This window comes from Mesorhizobium sp. WSM3862 (genome assembly GCF_002294985.1).
Taxonomy (GTDB): Bacteria; Pseudomonadota; Alphaproteobacteria; order Rhizobiales; family Rhizobiaceae; genus Mesorhizobium.
Window position 1 is genome coordinate 63,202 of sequence record NZ_NSGE01000010.1, and the last position, 21,694, is coordinate 84,895.

Below are 21,694 nucleotides of genomic sequence, written 5' to 3' on the forward strand. Positions count from 1 at the left end.
GCGGTCGGCTGGGAGGGCAATTTGGTATTCGACACGACGAAGCCAGACGGTACTCCGCGCAAGTTACTGGACGTAACGCGCATGCGTAACCTTGGCTGGAAAGCCAAAACGTCCCTTGGTGCCGGGTTGCGAGCGATGTATGAGGATTTTCTCCGCGTTCATGCGGCTTGATGATGATGCGCGCATCCTGGTTGGACTGCGTGGCCGAGCGGGTGCAAGCTTGTTCAGTCATGCCAAACAGACGAGAGGGACGCCATACATGCCTAGGCGGCCACAATATTGGCCTGCGCTAACGGTGCAAACCGGACCCTTTTGCGGCCGGCGATGCGCAGAGGATCAGTCGGAACCTTGCCCAAATGGGGAGGCTGCATTACCGGCCGCACCTGGAGGCTGTGCGTGAGCGCAGTTGACTCAAGCCGCCAGTTAGAACTGCTGCCGCAGCTTAGGAACCTGCCATCGGTACGAACGCCAACCGGGGCCCGCCATGCCTCGGGCAGACCTTATCGCAAGGCGGTACATGCGGTAATGGCGGGCGTGGATGTATGCTGCTCGCAGCCGCAGGCGGGATCGTGTCCCCCTAGGTGGTGTAGCTGACGGCTTTGATCGCCGTGCTCTCCGTCTGGGAATGGATCAAGCGATTGCACTTTTGCATTCATGCAATGTCTTGCCCAGTCCGACCAGACGAGCCGCCGCTTGACCCGTAGGCATGTCAATGACCGTGATTGCCCTTTCTGCAAGGAAGCGCCGCTCGTTCCTGGTCAGCGTTGCTGTATCGATTGCCGCAAAATGTGGGCCATGGGAGCGCTTCATAATCTGTCGGGCATAGGTGCGCAGCATCTGATCGTTGAAGCGGCAGCCGAGGAAGAAAAGACCACGGCTGGTTCGCCGTTCCTTCACCAGGTCAGGGATCGGCGTTTGGATGTCGATTTCGCTCAGCACTTCAACGTAGTCGGAATCTGCGACGAGGAAGTTTGCGGCCGGCCTGGCACCGCCGTGAGGGGCGTAGAGAACCGTCTTCGCCGCTGGTGCGGATTCGAGTAATATCCCGGACAAATCGTAGGCTTTCGTCCAAATGTCACCGATCTCGTGCGCCCGTGTCACGCCCTGTATTTCGACGACGTCCATTCGGCGGGCCTGTATTAGAGCCGCGCGCATAGCACCGTCGTACCAGCTGTCAATGATCACGGAGAGCGGCAGCGTTGCAAGCCAGGCATGCAAGATGGTCGGCACCACCGGGCCCGCGAATATTTCGGCCATCCAAACTTGAAGGGTCCGGCGGTGCCGGCGCTGTTCGATATACTGCGCCACCGACCACATGTTGGTGCGAATCTTCGAAGGGGCTGGCGTGCGCTTGTTGAGCGCTGCGGCAACGGCTTCGGCGGTATGCGGTACGGGCGGTCCCGCGGAGCGGATCTCAAGCAGACCTGGGCCGAGATAGGGGATGACCTCGTCGGCCGCGAGCGCTTTCTTCAAAAGGTCAAGCTGCCTTTCGGCAAAACTGTCCCGAACGACCACGAGGTGGCCCGAGGTCATTGTGTTCATGCTCGTATCCCTTTGCCGCTCTCTTGTGTCAACCCGACGGTCAGTCCTCGTCGGAAATCTTTCTTGCCTCCACGGTAATCGGCAAAGCCGTATCCCACGGAAGGTCGGGCAAGACTAACCGCCAGCCGTTCTTCAGCGTCACAGCCCCACCCCACAAGTGTTCGTTGTCGACCTTGATGATCGGCTCTTCGAGATCCTTTTTGGGAATATATGCCGACAAGCCAGCACCGGTCCTGCGGATCATTACCCTCATCCGGTCGTTCCTTCGTCAAACCCAGCACCGATTTCGGCAGTGCAAGGCATCACGGCCGTCTCAAGGCTCATGAGTTCACGCGCACGCATGCCGACAATGGTGCCGCGATCGACCCATTCGACCGCATAGATGTAGAATTGCTGGAGAAAGGTGCCGATGTCGCGCACATAGCCCTCGTCGCCTTTGCGCACCAGGTTTTCACCGATCTCCTTGCCTGGATAGGTGCCGTCATTTTTTATGTGGCGTGTGGCGCGGACCCGCTCACCCGGCATGAATCGTGGGGGTGTACGGATTTCGATGTCCTGTTCGCGTCCGAGGCTCATGGCCGTTCCTTTCTCTCGGCTGCAGCTTTCCAACAGGAGGTGATGGTCCTTCGGAGTGCGCCTCGACCCTGTCGGTTGCCGAAATGGAGGTCAGGCGGGAACGCAAGTCTTCGACACCGGACACACCGAGGCGCATTGCTGCGTTTCGAAGGCCCCCTCGCATTCGGTGCACTTTTTTGGATCGATCACGTAGCTCTCGCTCTTGAACTTGATCGCGCCGGAAGGGCATTCGAACTCGCAGGCGCCACACTGGGTACATTGGGAAGCGATGATCTTATAGGCCATTTTCAACTCCGGTTCGGCTGGAACGAGACGGCTCAGGCCGTCGCAGCCAGTAGTTCACCCCCAAACTCGGCGGCGTAAAGCGCGCCGATGGCGGTCTCGATGTAGTCATACCCGTAAGCATCCGTTGCTCGGATACCGCCTTCCTTGAGTCGATCCTCGGGGCAATTTCCAATTCTCGCGCACAGCACGATGTCTACGCCTTCGAGCGTAGAAATGACGCCGTCGAGGCTCGTGTCCTCGGCGCGGCCGCCGAGGCAATACTGCTCGACCTTACGATGACCGACGAAGCTGATGCCTTTCGGCGAGGCCTCGTAAACCTGGAATTCCTTCGCATGGCCGAAATGCTCGTTGATGCGGCCGCCACCCTTGGTCGCTACCGCGACCAGAAGCGACTTGCCGGAGCCCGCGGTCTTGACCATCCCGAGCGCCTCGCTCTTGGCCGCCGTGCGATCGCCCCGCTCGCGCGCGACCACCGTGCGATAGGCCTCGCGCTTGCTGGCGTCGTAGGTGACCTTGTCGGGAAGCCGGTCGAGCGTGAATTCCTGGCCACGATCCTCGCCGAGCAGGCCGACAGCATCGGCCCGGCACTGCCGGCAGTGGCGCATGAGCTTGGCGCCGCCTTCGAGACGATCCTGAAGGGTCTTCAGCTCCATTGCCGTGGGGCCGCACTGCCCGCTCAGGCCGTAGTGCGTACCGTGTGCCGGGTCGGAAATCAGCGGCATGACATTGTGCAGGAATGCGCCGCGCTCGTTGACCCACTTATTCACCTCGATCAGGTGCTCGTCGTTAACGCCGGGGATCATGACCGAATTGATCTTGGTGAGGATGCCGCGCGCCGTCAGCATCTCCAGCCCCGACATCTGTCGTTCGTGCAGGATCGTGGCTGCCTCGAGGCCGGTATAACGGCGGTGATCATAAAAGATCCATGGGTAGATCTTGGCACCGATCTGCGGGTCGACCATGTTGATGGTGATCGTCACGTGATCGACATTCATTTCGGCAAGCTCGGCCACGTGGTCTGGAAGCGCGAGTCCGTTGGTGGAGATGCACAGCTTGATGTCGGGGATTTCCTTGGCGACCAGTTCAATTGTCGCCTTCGTGTTCTTCCAGTCGTAACAGGCATCGCCCGGTCCGGCGATGCCAAGTACGGAAAGCTGCGGCACTTCGTTGGCGACCTCGATCACCTTGCGTAGCGCCTGGTCGGGCGTCAGCCTCTCCGAGACGACCCCGGGCCGGCTTTCGTTGGCGCAGTCATATTTGCGATTGCAGTAGTTGCACTGGATATTGCAGGCCGGGGCCACCGCCACATGCATGCGCGCGAAATAGTGGTGCGCTTCCTCTGAAAAGCAAGGATGATCTTTGATCTTCTCCCAGACAGCTGTGTCGATCTCGTGCGGCTTTGCGGAGGAGCCGCAGGATGAAGATGCGCAGCCAGCGGACCTTGCTCTCGCCGGCAACTGATCGAAGGCTGTCGTGCCGGAAAGGCCCTCCAGCGAAATCATCGGTGCGGACATTCAAGGGCTCCGTGCGTGGTGTGAACTTCGCACGTCAAAGCGCAAGAGATATGCCAACTCCAAAAGCGGTTTTTGTCCGTCAATGTTGGCTTTTACGTCGGCCTTTGTGCCCCACTGTGTCCGTTTTGCTGCGACACGGTTATGTCGGGCCCCCGACGACGGACAAAACGTGGTCGCGAAACGTACCCGTGTTTGTCTCAGTTTCACCTATTGCGGGGAGCAGCCGTGCCCCCAATGTGGTGTCATCAATGACGTTTTAGAACTTCTTCACGCCGATACGATGCCGGCGCAAAGCATAGCCGACCTGCCGCGGCGTGAGACCGAGGAAACGAGCCGCCTTGGCCTGAACCCAGCCGGCTTTCTCCATCGCATCGATTAGTCGGTCGCGTTCCGTCAGACGCGGGTTCATTGCAGGGCAAGCGGGATGGTTGGGGTCGCAGGTCTTGCCGGGCGATGCATCATTGTGGGAAGCGCCGCTACGCATGGCAGGCAGCGGCGATCCAACCGGCATCATATTGCCACGTGCGAACTCGTCGACGGCATAGCCGCCTTGCGAACGGCCGTCTCCTTTCCACAGAAGCGAAGAAAGGCACTGGCTGTTCTGGCAAGCGAAATCCGCCGGAGTTATTGTCGTTGAACGCGCAAGTGTGGCCGTCCGTCGCACACAATTCTCCAACTCACGCACGTTGCCAGGGAAATAGCATTGCGAGATCAGATCAAGCGCCGACGGCGTGAAGACAAGGTCGCGACGGTTCTCCTTGTTGAATCGGTCGAGGAGAGATTTCGCAAGGCGTGGAATATCGTCCGGGCGTTCTCTGAGGGGAGGCAGGACTATTGGCACCACATTGATGCGGTAATAAAGGTCGGCTCTGAACTCTCCATTCCGGACAGCCGTCTCGAGGTCCTTGTTGGTGGCGCATATGAGCCGCACGTCAACCTTTAGGGTCCTGGTGCCGCCCACTCGCTCCAGTTCTCCTTCCTGCAAGACGCGCAACAGCTTGGCTTGAAAGGCAGGCGAAATCTCGCCGATTTCATCAAGCAGCAGGGTTCCGCCATTAGCCAATTCGAACCGGCCGGCGCGCTGCAGGATAGCCCCGGTGAAGGCGCCCTTCTCGTGGCCAAAGAGCTCCGATTCCAAAACGCTTTCGGGCAGTGCGGCGCAGTTCAATTTGACGAAGGATTTCTCCCTCCTATGCGAAAGCTTATGGATGGCCTGTGCAAAGAACTCCTTTCCGGTACCGCTTTCGCCTCGCAGAAGCACGGTGGAATTGGTCCTGGCCACGACCGAGACGATCTCGAGCACCTGCTTGAGCGCGGGACTTTCTCCGACGATTCCGTCGATCTTGACATGGGGATGCCGGGCCGGATGGGTCCCGTCCTCGTCGAGCGACTGCTCTGGTCTCGGTTGCTTTTCGATAAGTGACTGACGAGCTGTGCTCAAAGTGCGATGGAGGCGGATGGTCCGAGCGACCAGATTGGCGACCATGGCCAGGAAGCGTAGGTCCTCCTCGCAGCGGAACCTGGTAGGACCGTTCTTGACGCGGTCGATCGACAGTGTCCCGAAGATCTTTTCCTCAGCCTTTAGCGGGACACCGATAAAGGCAGTTGCGATCGTATCGCTGCTCGATTGAGGATCAGCCTGGAATAGGTCAGACGAGCTTGTGTCTTGTATGACGATCGGCCCTCCAGTAGCGACGATTTTGTCTATTACGGCCTGGGGTACGACGCTGCCGGCGCCTGATTGAGGTACAGTGCCGCCGCTAGTTGCGCTAATCTGCGGGTGTCCTTCAGCGCCCAGGACTACGATTGCACCATGACGCATATGCATAAACGAGGAGAGGACATTCGCGACATTGGCAAGCGTAATCTCCAGCCGGGCCGGGGCAGTCAGAACCTTCGATATCTCGTAGATTCCCCTGAGCAAGCTGTCCGCATCGCGCACCGCTTCGACCGCAGGTTCAGGCGGAGTGTTTCGTGATGCAATTTCACCGACCTGATCTGGAGGCATGTGAGCCATGCGAACACCTCAAGGTTGTCTAAGGTGTCCCTCCCGAGCCCTTTTTTGTATTTTGAGTTCTAGAAACATAGCAGGTAATTGCGAACAATATTGACGGTCTTGACCGCAATTGCGAACCTTTCGTTTCTCGCACTGTGCGCCAGTCATCCGAACTTGAAGAGAACGCCGAACCCGCCGCGCGGGTAATTCCACACGATCTCACCGCTGGCCTCGCACAGCACGCGACACGTGCCGCATTCCATGCAGCCGTCGGAAGTGGTCTCCACCTGGCCCTTGTCGTTCAACTCATAGCACTTGGCCGGGCAGATGTGTGTCAGCGCGAGCAGGTTCGCGCTCGGCCTCTCGTGCGGCTGCACTTTGATATGCGGGCGGCCCGGATCGACTAGATAGCGATTCTGATAAAGCTTCTCCTCGACGCGTAACTTAGTCACAGCGATCGTCATGCTGTTTCTCCTTCAGCGCCATGCGAGTGCCAGGCGGACCACATCGCTGATCAGCCCCCAGCGCGAACGCGCCTTGATGAAGGCAGCAGTGGTCGCCTTTTCCTTCTCGATTTTCGGAGTGCCGTCGACGCGCATGAAGTTCTGCGCGGCCTGCGACATCAACTGCGGGTAAGTCATGAAGAAATTGCGGGAGTTGGTGTGTATCAGGGCCGGCATGTCCTTATATTTCCTCAGGTCTTTGACTACGAAAGACTTGTCCAGCATGGTCTTGTAGAGGGCTAGGTTCCTCCTGATCATCGGCTGGTTGCGGCCCTTGATCTCAATGATCGCCTCGCCCGCGATGCGACCGGAAGTCATGGCAAGGTTCGAACCCTCGCGGTGAATAGCGTTGTTCAGTTGGGCGGCATCGCCGACCGCGACCCAACCGTCGCCGAAGAGCTGCGGAATTGCCTTGTAGCCACCTTCGGGAATGAGATGCGCGGAATACTCCTTGACTTCCGAGCCCGCGATCAGCGGCCGGATCGAAGGATGGTTTTTAAAGGCATCGAGGAGGACATATGGGCTCTCCATTGTCTTGGCGAAATCGGAGACGAGGCAGCCGATACCCAGAGAGATCGACTCCTTGTTGGTGTAGAGGAACGCAAGTCCAGCCATGCTGCGGGAGATCGTGCCCGCCGCTTCGATCACGCAGCCTTCGTCCCCTTGGAGGCCGAACCGCTGCTCAATGACCTCATCGGGTAGGAAATGCATCTCCTTGACAGCGAGCGCCACGCTTTGTGGCTTCAGCATCTTGCGCAGGCCGGCCCGTGTACCGAGCAGTCCGTTGACGCCTTCTGCGAGCACGACGACGTCCGCGTAGATCGGCCCGCCAGCCCGGTCGGTGCGCACGCCGATCACCTTACCTTTGGCATTGCGGACGAGGTCGGTCACTGTCGTCTCGCACAGAACCGTCGCGCCGGCCTCGCGCACCTTGCGCGAAAACCACTTGTCGAACTGGGCGCGGATGATGGTGTAGCGATTGGGCTTCGCCTCGTTGAAATCATCCGATCGATACTGCATCCCGGTGTGGGAGGTGTCGTCCATCAACCAGAATCGCTGCTCGACCAGATGCCGCTCGAGAGGCGCATCATTCCGGAAATCCGGGATGATTTGCTCCAACATGTCGGCGTACATGATGGCGCCCTGGACATTCTTGGAGCCCGGATACTCGCCGCGCTCCAACTGCAGCACCGTCAGGCCCTGTCTTGCCATAGTGTAGGCGGCCGCGTTTCCGGACATACCGGCGCCGACGACGATGGCGTCGAATTCTTCCTCGATCATGGCCGTCTTCCTTAGCTCGCAAGCTTGTCGTGGCTGTGCGGCGACAGCCGCCGGGTGAAAGCTTCCGTCAATGCCGGCAGGAAACGGATCGCATCGGTGACGATGCCGAGGTGGGCAAAGTCGAAGATCGGGGCATTCGGGTCGGTGTTGATGGCTACGATCAAATCAGCCCCCTCCACGCCAACCCGATGCTGAATGGCGCCCGAAATCCCGGCCGCTATGTAAAGCTTTGGCCGGATGGTCTTGCCCGTTTGGCCAATCTGCCGATCGGCCGGCATCCAGCCCTTCTGGACCAGCGGGCGCGAACAGCCATATTCGGCGCCGATTGCGCGCGCTAAATTCGTCACAAGCTGCAAATTCTCCGCTGAGCCGAGGCCGAGGCCTCCGGCAACCACGATGTCGGCGTAGGCGAGATTTGCCTTTGCCGATTGGCGATCGAGGTTGAAGCCAAGGACTTTGGTGATGATCTCTTCCTCCGTCATCGACAGCTTGTGCCGGATGACGTGCCCAACCGGCTTATCAGTCCGCGGTGGCATGGCCATGACCCTCGGTCGTACGGTGGCCATCTGCGGCCGGTAGTTGAGCGTATAGATCGTGCATAGCAAGGAACCGCCGAAAGTCGGACGGGTCGCGGCGAGCGACCCGTCGACATCCACATCGAGTTCGGTACAGTCGGCTGTGAGCCCTGTCAGCAAGGTCGTCGCTACTGAGCCGGCGAGGTCCCTGCCGAGCGTGGTCGCACCGAGAAGCAGGATCTCCGGTTTGTGGGCATTGACCAGATCCGTCATTGCCTTGGTGAAAGGCTCGTTGCGATAGTCAGCAAGCAGCGGTGCCTCGACGAGGTAGACAAGGTCGGCGCCGTAAGCGAATGCCTCGGCAACGGCATGCTGGGTGGCATCACCCGGCGGTCCGAGCACGATCCCCGCAAGCTGGATGCCAAGCTTGTCGGCGAGCTTGCGGCCTTCGCCGAGCAGTTCGAAGGAGACGGGATGGACCTCGCCGCGTTCCAGTTCGATGAAAACCCAGACGTGCCGATAGTCCTTAAAGTGCTCAGGCAATTCCTTCTTGATGCCGCCACGGCCTGCGGAAGGAGGGGCTTCGCGTTTCGCCTTCAACATCTCTCTCCTTGCCATCCCGTCACTGGCCGCCGTCGAAGGCGAGTTCGTGTTCCAGCGCTGGCTGGCGGGTGAAGATTGCGGCGATCAGTTCGTCAGCGACGCCATGCTGCGTCTTGTCGGTCATGTCGATCTGCGTCGCCTTTTCCGCCCGGGTGGTAGGGGCGAAAACGCGCTTGACGACCGTCGGCGAGCCGCGCAGGCCGCATTTGGTGAGGTCCTCAATGCCAGCTTCGGCCGCGCTCCACTTCACGATTTGGCTGCGTGCGGCGCGCAGGGCGTCGTCGAGCGAGCCCCTGCGGATTTCGTTGGTGCCTTCCAGCATTGTGATGAGGCAAGGCAGCCTGCTTTTCAGCATCTGCATACCGCCTTCCGAACGGCGCTTGACGGTGATCTCGCGCGCGTCGAGATCGATAGAGGCGATCTTCGCCACATAGGTGAACTGCAGGAGACCGAGGCGCTTGGCGATGCCGGGCCCGACTTGGGCGGTATCGCCATCAATCGTCTGCTTGCCGGCGAAGACGATGTCCGGCGCGCCGAAGGTCTCGCCAATTCTCACGATTGCCCGAGAAAGCGCAAAGGACGTCGCCAGCGTGTCAGAGCCGGCAAAGCAGCGGTCGGTCAAGAGTACCGCGCGGTCGGCGCCATAGGTGAGCGCCTTGCGCAGCGCATCTTCTGCCATCGGCGGACCCATGGTAAGCACGGTGACCTCGCCGCCATGGGCGCCGCGCAATCTGAGTGCCTCTTCGAGGGCGAACAGGTCGTAAGGGTTGATGATGGTTGGCACGCCCTGGCGCATGATCGTGTTCGTCACTGGGTGGACACGTATCTGCGCGGAATCCGGCACCTGCTTGATACAGACTACAATGTGCATTGCTTCCCTCTCGGCTCTAGTCCGCAAGCCGCCCTGGCGTTCATCTCCTAAGCAGCATCATTCGTGCCAACCGTTCTACGCTGCTCTGTTCTCTTTGAGATCGGGTTGTTTTCTTCCGAAGGTGCCGTCGTGATGTCCGGTTTTGTCGGCTTTCGTCATTGTCGCGTCGCAACTTTGTCGCGCTCATTCTGTCCCGAACCGCCTCAGGATCGAATCGAACGGGACAAAGGCGCGGTCCTGAGTGGCTGGTTTGTCCGGATCGTGATCTTTGAGCACCTTGAAGACCCGTTGCGTGAGTGGCGAGGATGTCGCGAAATCCTCATAAGCGCGTTCCAACGTCGCACGCGCCCGCGCGGCGATCACCCCGTCGGGAAGACCGGCGAAATCCTCTTCAGCGAGGTACTGGCCCATGCGCTTCATGATATGGAGCCGCGAGACGTTGAGCACCTTCGGATCATAAGAGATGCCAAGGACTGCGAAGAACTCCTCCGCAGCCGACAGCCTCATCAGCCGGGCGAGGATGTCGGTGACATCGATGGCAAGGCTTTCAGCAAAACAGCTGCGCATTGCGTTTTCCTTGGCCGGAAACGGCGGTCGGGGTTGCGCCGTCGCTGGCGGAGACGGGGAAAGGTCTCGCAGCTTCTTAACGATCCCGGGCATGACCTCGAGCACCCGGTCGACGTCCTCCTCGCCGTTGTTGCGCGAAAAGGAGAAACGGATTGCGCCGTGTGCCGCGTTACCGGGGGTATTCATCGCCACCAAGACATGGCTCGGCTCCAGCGAGCCGGAGGCGCATGCAGAGCCGGAGGAGCAGGCGACGCCCTCGCGATTGAGGAAATGCAGTATGCCGTCACCTTCGATATGTCCAAAGGCGATATTTGCAGTGTTCGGCAACCGCGCTCGTAAATCGCCGGCCACGAAGGCGTCTGGGATGCGCTGGAGAAGTTCTTTCTCGAGGCGGTCTCGCAATGCCTTTACCCGTGTGTTCGCGTCGTCCATGAATTTCAAGGCAAGATCGGCTGCCACGCCGAGGGCGACGATGCCTGGCGTGTTCTGCGTGCCCGCGCGGCGATTGCCCTCCTGGCTTCCCCCCTTGATCAGCGGACAGAAGTGCACGCCGCGCTTTACATAAAGTGCGCCGACCCCTTTCGGTCCGTGTAATTTGTGACCGGAGAGAGACAGCATATCGATTGCGGTCGATTTCAAGTCGATCGCAAGCTTGCCCACCGCTTGCACCGCGTCGGTATGGAAAAGGGCGCCGACGTCCTTGGCTAACTCAGCAAGCTCGACCACCGGGAAGATCGTTCCGGTCTCGTTGTTCGCCCACATGATCGAGACGATCGCCACGCGCGGGGTGAGGGCGGCCCTATAGGTGTCGAGGTCGAGCCGGCCGTGGCGATCCACCGGGATCCTATGCACCTTGATGCCGCGCGTCTTCTCAAGGTGGGCACAAAGCGTCAGCACGGCCGAATGCTCGACTGCGGAAGTGACGATCTCGGTGCGCTCAGGCGTCAACTCGAGCGCCGAAAGGATCGCGGCGTTGTCGCTTTCTGTCCCGCCCGAGGTGAAGGTGATCTCGTCGTCGAACTCCGCGCCGATCAGCGTTTGCACCTGCAGGCGCGCCTTTCTCACCGCCGCCCCGGCGGAAGCGCCAAAATCGTGGCTCGACGAAGGGTTGCCGAATTGCTCGGTAAAAAACGGCAGCATTGCTTGAACGACTTCAGGATCGACCCGTGTCGTTGCGTTGTTGTCCAGATAAACAGGCCTCATGGATGTGATCCTTCTCCTGAGGGCAATCACGCAAAGCGCACGCCCGGTCTGTCATGATGATGGCTAGCCGAAGGAGTTGCCGCGGCCATATTCGGCCCGCGCTTCTTGGGGCCGGCGCGGCCGCTCGCCTCGACTTAATGCGCCAGCCCTGCGCCGGCCTGGGAAGGCGCGGTCTTTAGGCCACGGCGGGTTTCGGTGCGCTGGGGCGTGGACCGTTTCTCCTTCAGGCCGGGAGGCGTTCTCGAACAGCTACGCATGGACCGTGCCAAACAAGGAGATCATTTCGAAACAATAAGATGGCTCCAACACTGCTATGTCGCCTGTCCGACATCGGCGGGCATGTTCGACGGTGAACGCCGTTGAATTGGGTGTGAATTCCGCTTTGCGTGAGGAGCAATCCGTCGGCCGGCCGCCAAGGATGCCAGCGTCACCGATGCGTCCTGTCGGGTTTGTCGAGTGCGCGACGCGGCGCTGTCCGCCCAGTTGCCTGCTGAGCTCTCGTTGTCATTGAAGAATATGCAGAAAGTTCTTCTGGGCTTCTTTCTGAGCCTTTGGCACGCCTATTGCGGTTCTCTCCTCGTAAGGCAGCGCGTGCCCGCGGCCGAATATTCATCTCGCTGGTGACATCGCGATCGATGGAACGAAGGAAAGAAAGCAACATGTCAGGTCCAGATCGGCCACCCGCGTTCCGAGCGATGTTTTCGTCCTCACGCAGACCTTCCATTTCAGGTTTCTTGAGACCGGGCGTCCTGGTGCGCTCGTTCAAAGCCAGGCGTGGTTTTCACATCGATCTGCGCGGCGCCGCCTTTCGCGACGTTTTCGCCTTCACCATACGCCACTGGAGCAGGCAGCCGGTCCGGCTCGCGATCATTATGATCGCGGTACTTGGCGCAACGCTCCTTGACGTTCTGACGCCGCTCTATTCCGGACGGCTCGTAGACGCGGTCGCCCAAGGAACGGCAGCCGACGCGGTCGTGTGGGATGCGGCACTCGCGGCCTTTTCAATGTTGATTGCGCTCGCACTCGGCGCCGTCGTCATGCGCAACATCGCCTTCATTGCCGTCAATGACTTCATTCTGAAGATGATGTCCGACATCGCCAGCGACGCGTTCCATCGCGTCCAGCGCTTTTCGGCCGATTGGCATGCGAAAACCTTCGCCGGCTCGACGGTGCGCAAGATCACGCGCGGCATGTGGGCGCTCTGCGCCCTCGACGACACGATCCTTTTCGCGTTGTTCCCCTCGCTCATCATGCTCATAGGGTCGAGCGTTCTGCTCGGCTGGTATTGGCCGACGATGGGGCTGATCATCGCCTGCGGCTCGGTTGGCTATGTGGCGCTGATCATTATCCTGTCGCTCGGCTATGTGGCGCCAGCGGCAGGCCTTGCCAACAACTGGGATACGAGGCTTGGCGGCTCGCTTGCCGACGCGATCAGCTGTAACGCGGTGGTCAAAGGCTTCGGCGCCGAGGTGCGGGAAGATCATCGCCTCGCGAAAGTCATCTCCAAGTGGCTGCACCGCACCCGCCGGACCTGGGTGCGCGGGGTAATCAGTGCTGCTTTCCAGGGAATCATGCTTCTTGCGATGAGAGCGGCTTTGATCGGCTATGCCTTACTTTTGTGGTCGCGCGGCCAGGCTACCCCAGGCGACATCGCCTTTGTGCTCGCGTCTTTCACCGTCCTGTATGGCTACTTGCGTGAGGTTTCCATGCACGTGCGCAACATCCAGCGCTCCGTAAACGAGATGGAGGAACTGGTCAAAACCTGCAGCCAGCCGCCCGACGTGGCCGATGTTGCGGGCGCCAAGCCGATCCGGATCACGAAGGGCCACATCGATTTTGAGAGCGTCCATTTCCACTACGGCAATCATTGGTCGCCATTCTACAGCGACTTGTCGATTTCGATTGAGGCCGGCGCACGGGTGGGTCTGGTCGGCCCCTCTGGCTCCGGCAAGACCACCTTCGTCAAGCTCATCCAGCGGCTTTACGACCTGGATGCAGGACGAATCTTGATCGACGGGCAGGACATCTCGCGGGTGACGCAGGCCTCGCTGCGCTCGCAGATCGCGATCGTGCAGCAGGAGCCCCTCCTGTTCCACCGCTCGCTGGCCGAGAACATAGCCTATGGGCGGCCGGGTGCTTCTCGGTCCGACATCGAGCAGGCGGCACGGCTCGCCAGCGCGCATGACTTCATTGCCCGCCTGCCGAACGGCTACGGTACGCTGGTCGGCGAACGCGGCGTGAAGCTTTCAGGCGGCGAGCGCCAGCGTGTGGCGATAGCGCGCGCCTTCCTCGCCGATGCCCCAATCCTGATTCTGGACGAGGCGACATCGAGCCTCGACTCGGAATCGGAGGTGCTGATCCAGAAGGCGATGGAGCGGCTCATGGTCGGGCGCACCACGCTCGTCATTGCGCACCGGCTCTCGACGGTGCGAGCACTCGACCGGCTGCTTGTCTTTGACCGTGGTTGCATCACCGAGCAGGGCGACCATGCCGCACTGATCCGTCGCGACGGCATCTACCGCCGCCTGTTCGAGCGGCAGGCCTTGGAGCTGACAAAGGGTTGGGATGAGACCAACGTGCAACGTGGTTGAAGGCGGCGTGACTTCAGCTTGCCTTCGCCAGCAATCCTGTCGGGCTGTTCCTGAAAAGGCGGCCGCCAGCTCTCGTCGGATCTTTGGAATCCAAGACAGGCCTGGGGCCGACCTTTCTCCTTCCGCGCTCTCGAGTAAACCGATGAATGGGATGCAGACAATTTTTTATGAGCTTCGTCCTGCGTTCCCGTCGCGGAGGTTGAGACTTCCTCCTAAGACGGCAGCCGCGCGATCATTTAGCTTCTGGTTGATGCGATCAATGGAGCCAAGGAAAGCAACGCGCCGCGTCCGCGCCAGATACGCCTTCTATGGCATAGAGACGCCAAGATCGACGCCCTCCCGGCGATCGCTCACCGCCCGCGTCGACATCGGGCACAAGATCTTGAATGTCGGCTGCGCCCCACCGCTCTTATGCCGAACTCGAGACATTCTGGAAAGTCGCCGAGGCCGGCACGCCGGCGATGCGGTCGCGGCCATCGAAGCGCCTCCCGAGATGGCGCGGGCGTAAGAAAAACCGGCTTGCGAGGAAGGGATCATGTCAGAGCTTGAGATGTTGCAGAAGAAGCTCCGCAAGCTGCAGGCGCGCGCCGGAGACGCCATGATGGACTTGCACGACCTTGCCGAGGACCTGGCGGTCAACTGGACCGAGATCAAGGCGGTCGCTCGGAAAGCCTTTGAGATTTTTGCCGAGTTGGATGCGGCAAAGGAACAACTCGAGGCGTTGGAGAATTCACAATGACGGGCGTCACACGCGACGGCTCTCCCTGGACGCCGCACTATCTTACCGCGATCGATGGCGCGACCTGCATCGGCTGCGGCCGCTGCTTCAAGGTCTGCTCGCGCGAGGTCATGCACCTTCATGGCGTCGATGACGCAGGCGAAATCCTCGGCATTTGCGCCGGCGAGGATGACGACTTCGACGGCGAGCTCAACCGCATGGTCATGGTTGTCGACCATGCCGGCCGCTGCATTGGCTGCGGCGCCTGCGGCCGCGTCTGCCCGAAGAACTGCCAGACCCACCTTGCGGCCGACAAGCTTGCTGCATGAGCTGGGGAGACGACCAGGAGAACGGCGCCACAGTCGCCGATCACCGTGGTTGTATCAGCACCAGCCAATGGCCGCCGACAGGCCTAGGGGCGGCGTTCGACCGGCATGCGCTTGCCTGTGTTGCCTACCTCGCGTTCGAGGAGGTCGAGGCCGGCAAGGCGACCGCGACCGAAGCAACCGGCCTTTCGCGTGCCGACCTGCGAGATATCATGACACGCTATTTCCCGGCTGTGCCCGTCAACGCCTTCGCGCTGGAAAAGCTGGCCGATCCTGAGCCGGATATGGAGGAAGAGCTTCTGCGCGGCCTGCTCATTGGGCATGCCAGGCCGGGCGATCCGGCGAGCACCCTCTTCGCCAAGATCATCGCCAGGCGTAGTTTGCGCAATGACCATCTGTGGCAGGACCTTGGCCTTTTCAATCGGGCCGAACTCAGCCGCTTGATCGCCAGGCATTTCCCGGCGCTGGCGGCCGGCAACACCAAAAACATGAAATGGAAGAAGTATTTCTATCGTAAGCTCTGCGAGGCTGAAGGCTTTTCGCTATGCACCGCACCCAGTTGTCAGGAATGCCGCGATTTCGAAAGCTGTTTTGGCCCGGAGGAAGGCGAAAGCCACTTGGCACGGATCAAGAACGGGTTCGCTTTGGATTAAGAGCCGCGTTCGCCGCCGCCACCGCCTGGGCTTGATTGGCATCGAAGCCGCACGCGCTTTTCGCGGCGACGTCGCGCGGAGGACGGGATGTTCAGCGCCTCACGATATTTCGCAACGGTGCGGCGAGCAATGTCGACCCCGGTGTCCTTGAGCCGGGTGGCGATGTCGTCGTCGGAAAGCACCTCGTCGGGCGATTCCACGGCAACCATCGCCTTGATTTGATGGCGGACAGCTTCGGCGGAGTACGCGTCGCCGCTTTCGCAGGAGCCGATCGCGACGGTGAAAAAATACTTCAGTTCGAACACGCCGCGCGGGGTCAGCATGTACTTGTTCGACGTCACCCGGCTTACCGTCGATTGGTGCACGTTGATCGCATCGGCGACAGTCCTGAGATTGAGAGGCCGCAGGTGGGCGACCCCATGTTCAAAAAAGGCGTCCTGCTGGCGGATGATTTCAGCCGTTACCTTGAGGATCGTCTTGGCGCGCTGATCAAGGCTGCGGATTAGCCAGTTCGCGTTTTGGAGGCATTCGTTGAGAAATGACTGATCTTTGGAATTTTGGGCGCTAAGGCGGGAGACTTCGGCAAAATAGTTTTGGTTCATCAGCAGCCTGGGCAGCGTGTCTGGATTGAGTTCGATTTGCCACCCACCTCCGGGAGAGGGCTGGACCAAGACGTCGGGTATGATCGATTCAGGCCCTCCGGATTGGAATTGGTTTCCAGGCTTGGGATCGAGCGCGCGGATTTCGTGCAACATGTCGAGAAGGTCGTCTTCATCGACACCGCAATGGCGCTTCAATGTTTGAAAATCGCGTCGCGCTAGCGCTTCAAGATTGGCGACCAGCGCTGCCATCGCCGGGTCGAACCTGTCTAGCTGCCGCAACTGTATCTCAAGGCATTCACTGAGAGTTCGCGCAAAAATACCCGGTGGATCGAACTGCTGCAAGGTTCCGAGAACCCGCTCCACGTCAGCCTCCCGGACATTCAGGCTGCGGGCCAGTTCCGAAAGGTTCACCGCAAGGTATCCGGTGTCTTCCAGATGACCGGCAAGCTCGCCAGCTATTCGCCGTTCCAGCGGCGCGAATGCGCTGAGAGCGATCTGACGAGCGACATGGTCGTGCAATGTTTCGATGGACGTGCCGTAATCTTCGAAAGCATGGTTTCCCCCCGGTGCGACATTGTTTTTGCCGCGGATTGATTTCCACTGCGAGGCCCGATCCGACATACCGCCCGTGGTCGGCCCGATGCGCAGGTTCCCGGCCGAAATCGAGGGAATATCCTTCGGCGCCCGGTTTGGTACCCGTTCCAGAAAGGGGTTCTTCTCGATTTCCTTCTCGACGAACTGATGCAGTTCGGGATGGGCCAGTTGCAACAGGCGAATGGATTCCATCATTTGCGGCGTCAAAACCAACGATTGCTTCTGACGCTGAAGCAGGCTTGCTGAGGACTCCATGGTTACGTGAAACTCCTCTCCGAGCGACCCTGGGCTTATGCAAGGGGATGTGGGAGACGTTGACTCCTCTAGCTCATGCAGCCGTCGCGGCTTTGGCTTTCAGCGCTTCAAGGACGTTCTGCGGCGACGATACGCCATAGGGGTCGGTCTCGCAGTTGTCGCAGAAACCGTCCTCCTCAAACCACTGCTCCACCACGCCATTGTTGATCACGGCAGCGTAGCGCCAGGAGCGCATGCCGAAGCCGAGATTGTCCTTTGCAACCAGCATGCCCATCTTGCGGGTGAACTCGCCCGAGCCGTCTGGGATGAGTTGGACCTTCTGCAGCCCCAGGCCTTTGCCCCAGGCATTCATGACGAAGGCATCGTTGACGGAAACGCAGTAGATCGCGTCAATTCCCTCCTTCTCGAACTCCTCGTAGAGCGTTTCGAAATCGGGCAACTGGAAGGTCGAGCAGGTAGGCGTGAAGGCACCGGGCAGCGAGAACAGGACGACGCGCTTGCCGCTGAAACAATCGTCGGATGTCTTGTCTTCCCAGCGGTACGGGTTTGGCCCCTCGATGGAATCATCGCGAACACGCGTGTGAAAGGTGACGAAGGGAACTTTTTTCTTGACGGTCATCAATGTGCTCCTGGAGGAAAACTGGTGCGCTGCTTTTTGGCTTGAGACTGACGCGGCATCGACCTCGGCCGGGAATTCCGCCGAGCGCCGCCACGGCATTGGATCAGCCATGGGAAAACCGCTCGCGAGCGCGTTTGAAGAAACGAGATCTCGATTTGCGGCGGCAACGAGAACGGTTTCACTACGCGCTTGTACGGGGCGTCGCGATGTCAGCAATGGGCTTACTCCTGGCCACCTTGTGATGGGTTCTGCCGAGTACGACGCAAGCGCCATGCCATTTGATTTTTAGGCTGGGGTTCACACTGTTTTTTGCAGCGACACTCTTTGTCTTGAGCGGCCAGTATCCTGCCTTCGCCGAGACCGAGCGCGCCCATAATCACCTGATCGTGAGCTCTGGGTAGAAGGGCATCGCCTTTTTGCGTTCCAAGCCGCGAACCTCTTTGTCCGAAGCTGGACAAAAATGTCGGAACTCGGACCGGAGGGTCGCCGGATCGCACAGAGCATAGGTGGCTCGAATTCGGAGCGAGAATCTGGGCTCATAGTCGGGAGGAGGGACAGGAGTCGATCGGGGCTAACCTGACGAGAGTCCCTGTGGCCTTCGTTCCCGAGGATTGAGACGGGCCTTACGCGCTTCGCCCTATCGACGCCCTCCAGACAGCTTCGAAATCGGCAGTGGGTACAAAAAAGCCAGCACGTCCATTAGCAGCTCGCCATGGGCATCTTCCTGAACTGCGCCTGCGCGAGGCGGGCACGGTGCCGAGGTGACGGGAAACCGCTTTGCACTCGCGCAGCATTTTGAATCTGCCGCGACTTTGCTGTCGGCTTTGTCAGGTCCGCGACACGGCTGCGCGCCGCCAGGCTTGCGGCTGCGCATTCGATCAAACTGTTGAATGATATGTAGAAATCTTCTGCAGGGCTCTTTCCGCGCCGCTGGCACGACTTTTGAAGCTCTCTCGTGAGGCGGCGGCAGCTACCGACTGGGGTTCATGTTGTGGGTACCATCGCGATCAATGCAGCCAAGGAAGACAACATGTCGGGTCCGCGTCGAGCCGATCTGTCCAAAGGCACTGCCTGTGAAAGCCCGACCGGCGTGGCTGGCGTGGACACCAGCAGTTCGCCTGGCACCGGCCAACGGCCATCGATCGAACAGGGCATGAGATTCGACCCGCATGTTTGCTCATGCCCACATCGCGTGCGCTCGCGGAAATCGGCGAAAGCGATGTCGACGGGTACGGCCTCTCGCGTGCCGCGCTACGGACATCCTGAAGAGATGACCGGCCTGAAGCCGTTGTGGGGAAGAGCTTCATTTCCGGCTCGCCGTTCGAAGCTGGAAAATGCCGCGTCTCCGACGATTTCGCTCGTCGCTCTTTAGCGGGCAGGCAGCGGTCTGGCCAAGACGGTTACAAGCTTGCCGGATGGCCAAGATGCCATTCCGAGCCGCCTTAGTCAGTGGTTAGACGGTAGGAGAAGTCCAATGGCGATCAACCCGGTTCCAGATCATGTCCCGCCCGAAATGGTGAGGGACTTCAGCCTGTTCACGTCGCCAGGCATGCCACCAACGCCCAACGGGGATCCACACGCAGCGGTAGCTTGCGCACATGACGGGCCTCCGATCTTCTATTCCCCCTACAACACGCAAGATGGCCGGGGCACCTGGGTCATCACCCGCGCCGCAGACCAGCGTAAGGTGCTGCAGGACACTGAAACTTTTTCCAGCCATCGCAGCATCTTCTCCTCCGTACTGGGCGAAACCTGGCCGACGATCCCGCTTGAGCTCGATCCACCGGCCCATGGCGCCTTTCGCTCGCTACTTAGTCCGCTGCTTTCGCCCAAGCGGGTGACGGCACTGGAACCGGCTGTCCGTGAGCGAGCGATAACCCTGATCGACGGGATCACCGCATCGGGCACGAGCTGCGACGTCATGAAGGATTTTGCCTTTCCCTTCACTGTCGGCATCTTCCTTCGCTTTCTGGGCTTGCCGGATCAGGGCCTCGATACATTTGTCGGCTGGGCGAAAGATCTGCTCCACGGCAACGATGTGGAACGACCTGTGGCTGCCCGCAAGATCGTGGCTTTCATCGATGAACTTGCAAACAATCGCCGCAAGGATCCGGTCGACGATCTCATGACCTTCATCGTGCAGGCACAGGTTGAGGGCCGCCGGCTAACCGACGACGAAATCCGTGGCATCGGCGTGCTTGTCTTCGTCGCGGGACTTGACACCGTCGCAGCAGCTATAGGCTTTGATCTGGCTTATCTAGCGCGCAACATCAAGGATCAGGAACTGCTGCGCAGCGAACCGGACCGCATCGTGCTCGCAACCGAAGAATTGCTGCGGGCCTATCCGCCCATTCAGTTGATCCGCGTGGCTACGAAAGATATCGACTTCGAAGGCGCGCCGATCCGAAAGGGAGACTATGTTTCCTGCGCCACGATGATTGCAAATCGTGACCCGGAGGAATTCGAATCCCCCAACACGGTCGATCTGGCGCGAGAGCACAACCGCCACGCCGCCTTTGGCTATGGTCCCCATCGTTGCCTTGGCTCACACCTTGCCCGGCGCGAGATCGTCATTGGCCTGGAGGAGTGGCTGGCGCGCCTCCCGACCTTCCGGATCAAGGAAGGTACAGCGCCCATCACCTGTGGCGGCCATGTGTTCGGAATCGAAAATCTGATCCTGGACTGGTCATGACCATGGCCGTCCCGAGCTATGGCAAGACAATGGAGGCAGCGCTATGCGCATTATCGTCCACAATGCCAAATGCCAGGGTCACGCGCGATGCTCGGCGCAAGCGCCAAGCATTTTCACGCTAGATGATGAGGGATACGTCCTGCGTGGCGATATCAATGTCGCGCAAGGGGACGAACTGCTCGCGTCACGGGCCGTGCGATCCTGCCCCGAACGCGCGCTGGAAGTCGATAGCTCATCGGCCGCCCGGTTCGATCCAGCCGCCATTCAACCAAAAGCTGGGGAAGCTTAGGAGCCCACACCGCAAAGCAACATGTCCGGCCGCTTGCCTGCCTGCCTCCTCTGCGGCATCGAGGCCTCCATGACTCGCTTGCTACACGTGAAATTCGTCTCCGTTCTGCGTCTTCAGTTGCCGATCGGTTCGTCTTTGGATGCATCTAGAGGCACGAAACGCCTCTTCCAATCTCAGATTTTGCGAGAGAGCGATGGGCCATGCAAAAATCACCGAACTGGGCGACCGCGAGGCGATCCGCGACTGCCTTTATCGGTATTGCCGCGGCGTAGACCGCGCCGATGAGGCTGCGCTGCGCAGTGCGTATTGGCCCGATGCGCATGACAATCACGGCGCCTATTGTGGCTCAGCCGAGGGCTTCATCGAGTTTGCGCTTGGTGTCTTCAACACCGGACCGCGCTTAATCCACCAGATCACGAACGTATTGATCGAATTCATCGACCCGACGGAGGCCTTGGTCGAAAGCTATTTCACCGGGCTGCAACGCGGACCAGACGAAGACGGAGAAGCACGTCAGGTGCTCCTCTGCGGCCGTTACTGCGATCTGTTTCAGAAGAGGGAGGGGGCGTGGCGCATCGCCGAACGCACCGTGGTTTACGATTGGTTCGAAGAGCAGACCCCGCCAGCGGTCCCCGAGGCAGAACGGTTCGGCCTACGGCAACCGATCGGAGCAGCGCATCCCAATGACCCGGTTTACGCGCTCAGAAAGCGCCGCAGCTCGTCATCAAACTGAAAAATGCAACGCATGTCACCACAATGCCTTCCAAGGCTCCCAAACGGGAGCCGCATCGCGGGAGCGGTCCCGGAAGGCAACACGTCTACCCGGTATGGAAACTTGTAGTCACAGGACGCCTTGCAATACCGAGACCGGTCTTGCGGCTGGCTCGCGTCCAGATCGC

At 60.0% G+C, this 21,694-nt stretch carries 22 protein-coding genes and 1 pseudogene; 9 read left to right on the forward strand and 14 right to left on the reverse strand.

Annotated elements, in window-relative coordinates; all coding sequences use genetic code 11:
• Positions 1–630 precede the first annotated feature (630 nt).
• The 12 genes and pseudogenes from CK224_RS25405 to nifS form a co-directional block, all read right to left on the reverse strand.
• Entirely contained in the window at positions 631–1,542 is a 912-nt protein-coding gene (locus CK224_RS25405; protein ID WP_095783659.1) for an SIR2 family protein, read from the reverse strand.
• A gap of 40 nt (positions 1,543–1,582) precedes the next feature.
• Positions 1,583–1,795, reverse strand: coding sequence for a putative nitrogen fixation protein NifT (gene nifT / locus CK224_RS25410; RefSeq protein ID WP_095783660.1), 213 nt, complete (start codon positions 1,793–1,795; stop codon positions 1,583–1,585).
• On the reverse strand, positions 1,792–2,118 hold the full coding sequence (locus tag CK224_RS25415) for a nitrogen fixation protein NifZ (RefSeq protein WP_095783661.1): 327 nt from the start codon (positions 2,116–2,118) through the stop codon (positions 1,792–1,794). The genes nifT and CK224_RS25415 overlap by 4 nt, the downstream gene beginning before the upstream one ends.
• A gap of 90 nt (positions 2,119–2,208) precedes the next feature.
• Positions 2,209–2,403 (reverse strand): 4Fe-4S binding protein, encoded by a 195-nt coding sequence (locus CK224_RS25420; protein WP_095783662.1) that lies wholly within the window; start codon positions 2,401–2,403, stop codon positions 2,209–2,211.
• A gap of 32 nt (positions 2,404–2,435) precedes the next feature.
• Positions 2,436–3,917, reverse strand: a complete 1,482-nt coding sequence (gene nifB, locus CK224_RS25425) for a nitrogenase cofactor biosynthesis protein NifB (RefSeq protein WP_095783663.1) — start codon at positions 3,915–3,917, stop codon at positions 2,436–2,438.
• Positions 3,918–4,173: 256 nt separating this feature from the next.
• Positions 4,174–5,934 carry a nif-specific transcriptional activator NifA gene (gene nifA / locus CK224_RS25430; protein ID WP_095783664.1) on the reverse strand — a complete coding sequence of 587 codons (1,761 nt, stop codon included), beginning with the start codon at positions 5,932–5,934 and terminating at the stop codon, positions 4,174–4,176.
• A gap of 143 nt (positions 5,935–6,077) precedes the next feature.
• On the reverse strand, positions 6,078–6,377 hold the full coding sequence (locus tag CK224_RS25435; RefSeq protein ID WP_067318654.1) for a ferredoxin family protein: 300 nt from the start codon (positions 6,375–6,377) through the stop codon (positions 6,078–6,080).
• A gap of 12 nt (positions 6,378–6,389) precedes the next feature.
• On the reverse strand, positions 6,390–7,697 hold the full coding sequence (locus CK224_RS25440) for an FAD-dependent oxidoreductase (protein WP_095783665.1): 1,308 nt from the start codon (positions 7,695–7,697) through the stop codon (positions 6,390–6,392).
• 11 nt (positions 7,698–7,708) lie between these two features.
• Positions 7,709–8,815, reverse strand: a complete 1,107-nt coding sequence (locus CK224_RS25445; protein WP_095783666.1) for an electron transfer flavoprotein subunit alpha/FixB family protein — start codon at positions 8,813–8,815, stop codon at positions 7,709–7,711.
• Positions 8,816–8,834: 19 nt separating this feature from the next.
• Entirely contained in the window at positions 8,835–9,686 is an 852-nt protein-coding gene (locus tag CK224_RS25450; protein ID WP_095783667.1) for an electron transfer flavoprotein subunit beta/FixA family protein, read from the reverse strand.
• A gap of 183 nt (positions 9,687–9,869) precedes the next feature.
• Positions 9,870–10,253 (reverse strand): nitrogenase stabilizing/protective protein NifW, encoded by a 384-nt coding sequence (gene nifW / locus CK224_RS32055; protein ID WP_280952280.1) that lies wholly within the window; start codon positions 10,251–10,253, stop codon positions 9,870–9,872.
• 60 nt (positions 10,254–10,313) lie between these two features.
• Positions 10,314–11,456: pseudogene (gene nifS, locus CK224_RS25455) on the reverse strand (cysteine desulfurase NifS); the annotation flags it as partial.
• Positions 11,457–12,151: 695 nt separating this feature from the next.
• Here nifS and CK224_RS25460 point away from each other — a divergent pair.
• The 4 genes from CK224_RS25460 to CK224_RS25475 all read left to right on the forward strand — a co-directional run bounded on the left by CK224_RS25460 (position 12,152) and on the right by CK224_RS25475 (position 15,744).
• A complete protein-coding gene (locus tag CK224_RS25460; RefSeq protein WP_245426227.1) occupies positions 12,152–14,047 on the forward strand; it encodes an ABC transporter ATP-binding protein in 1,896 nt (631 codons plus the stop codon).
• 535 nt (positions 14,048–14,582) lie between these two features.
• Entirely contained in the window at positions 14,583–14,786 is a 204-nt protein-coding gene (locus tag CK224_RS25465) for a CCE_0567 family metalloprotein (protein ID WP_095783670.1), read from the forward strand.
• On the forward strand, positions 14,783–15,094 hold the full coding sequence (gene fdxB, locus CK224_RS25470; protein ID WP_095783671.1) for a ferredoxin III, nif-specific: 312 nt from the start codon (positions 14,783–14,785) through the stop codon (positions 15,092–15,094). The genes CK224_RS25465 and fdxB overlap by 4 nt, the downstream gene beginning before the upstream one ends.
• Entirely contained in the window at positions 15,091–15,744 is a 654-nt protein-coding gene (locus CK224_RS25475) for a nitrogen fixation protein NifQ (RefSeq protein ID WP_095783672.1), read from the forward strand. Before fdxB ends, CK224_RS25475 begins: the two co-directional genes overlap by 4 nt.
• Here the strand turns inward: CK224_RS25475 and rpoN are convergent.
• The gene (rpoN, locus tag CK224_RS25480; protein ID WP_095783673.1) at positions 15,741–17,195 is read right to left on the reverse strand and encodes an RNA polymerase factor sigma-54; all 1,455 of its coding nucleotides are present in this window, start codon (positions 17,193–17,195) and stop codon (positions 15,741–15,743) included. The two genes, CK224_RS25475 and rpoN, sit on opposite strands and share 4 nt — an antisense overlap.
• Positions 17,196–17,268: 73 nt before the next feature.
• Positions 17,269–17,814 (reverse strand): peroxiredoxin, encoded by a 546-nt coding sequence (locus CK224_RS25485; protein ID WP_095783674.1) that lies wholly within the window; start codon positions 17,812–17,814, stop codon positions 17,269–17,271.
• Here CK224_RS25485 and CK224_RS30945 point away from each other — a divergent pair.
• The 5 genes from CK224_RS30945 to CK224_RS25505 all read left to right on the forward strand — a co-directional run bounded on the left by CK224_RS30945 (position 17,804) and on the right by CK224_RS25505 (position 21,528).
• Positions 17,804–18,103, forward strand: coding sequence for a hypothetical protein (locus CK224_RS30945; protein ID WP_141245873.1), 300 nt, complete (start codon positions 17,804–17,806; stop codon positions 18,101–18,103). The two genes, CK224_RS25485 and CK224_RS30945, sit on opposite strands and share 11 nt — an antisense overlap.
• Positions 18,104–18,805: 702 nt before the next feature.
• The gene (locus CK224_RS30950) at positions 18,806–19,186 is read left to right on the forward strand and encodes a hypothetical protein (protein WP_141245874.1); all 381 of its coding nucleotides are present in this window, start codon (positions 18,806–18,808) and stop codon (positions 19,184–19,186) included.
• A gap of 102 nt (positions 19,187–19,288) precedes the next feature.
• Entirely contained in the window at positions 19,289–20,506 is a 1,218-nt protein-coding gene (locus CK224_RS25490; protein WP_095783675.1) for a cytochrome P450, read from the forward strand.
• Positions 20,507–20,549: 43 nt separating this feature from the next.
• Positions 20,550–20,795: a ferredoxin gene (locus CK224_RS25495; RefSeq protein WP_082980413.1), complete on the forward strand. Its 246-nt coding sequence runs from the start codon at positions 20,550–20,552 to the stop codon at positions 20,793–20,795.
• Between the two features lie 193 nt (positions 20,796–20,988).
• Complete coding sequence (locus tag CK224_RS25505) at positions 20,989–21,528, forward strand: nuclear transport factor 2 family protein (protein ID WP_095783677.1); 540 nt, start codon at positions 20,989–20,991, stop codon at positions 21,526–21,528.
• Positions 21,529–21,694 lie beyond the last annotated feature (166 nt).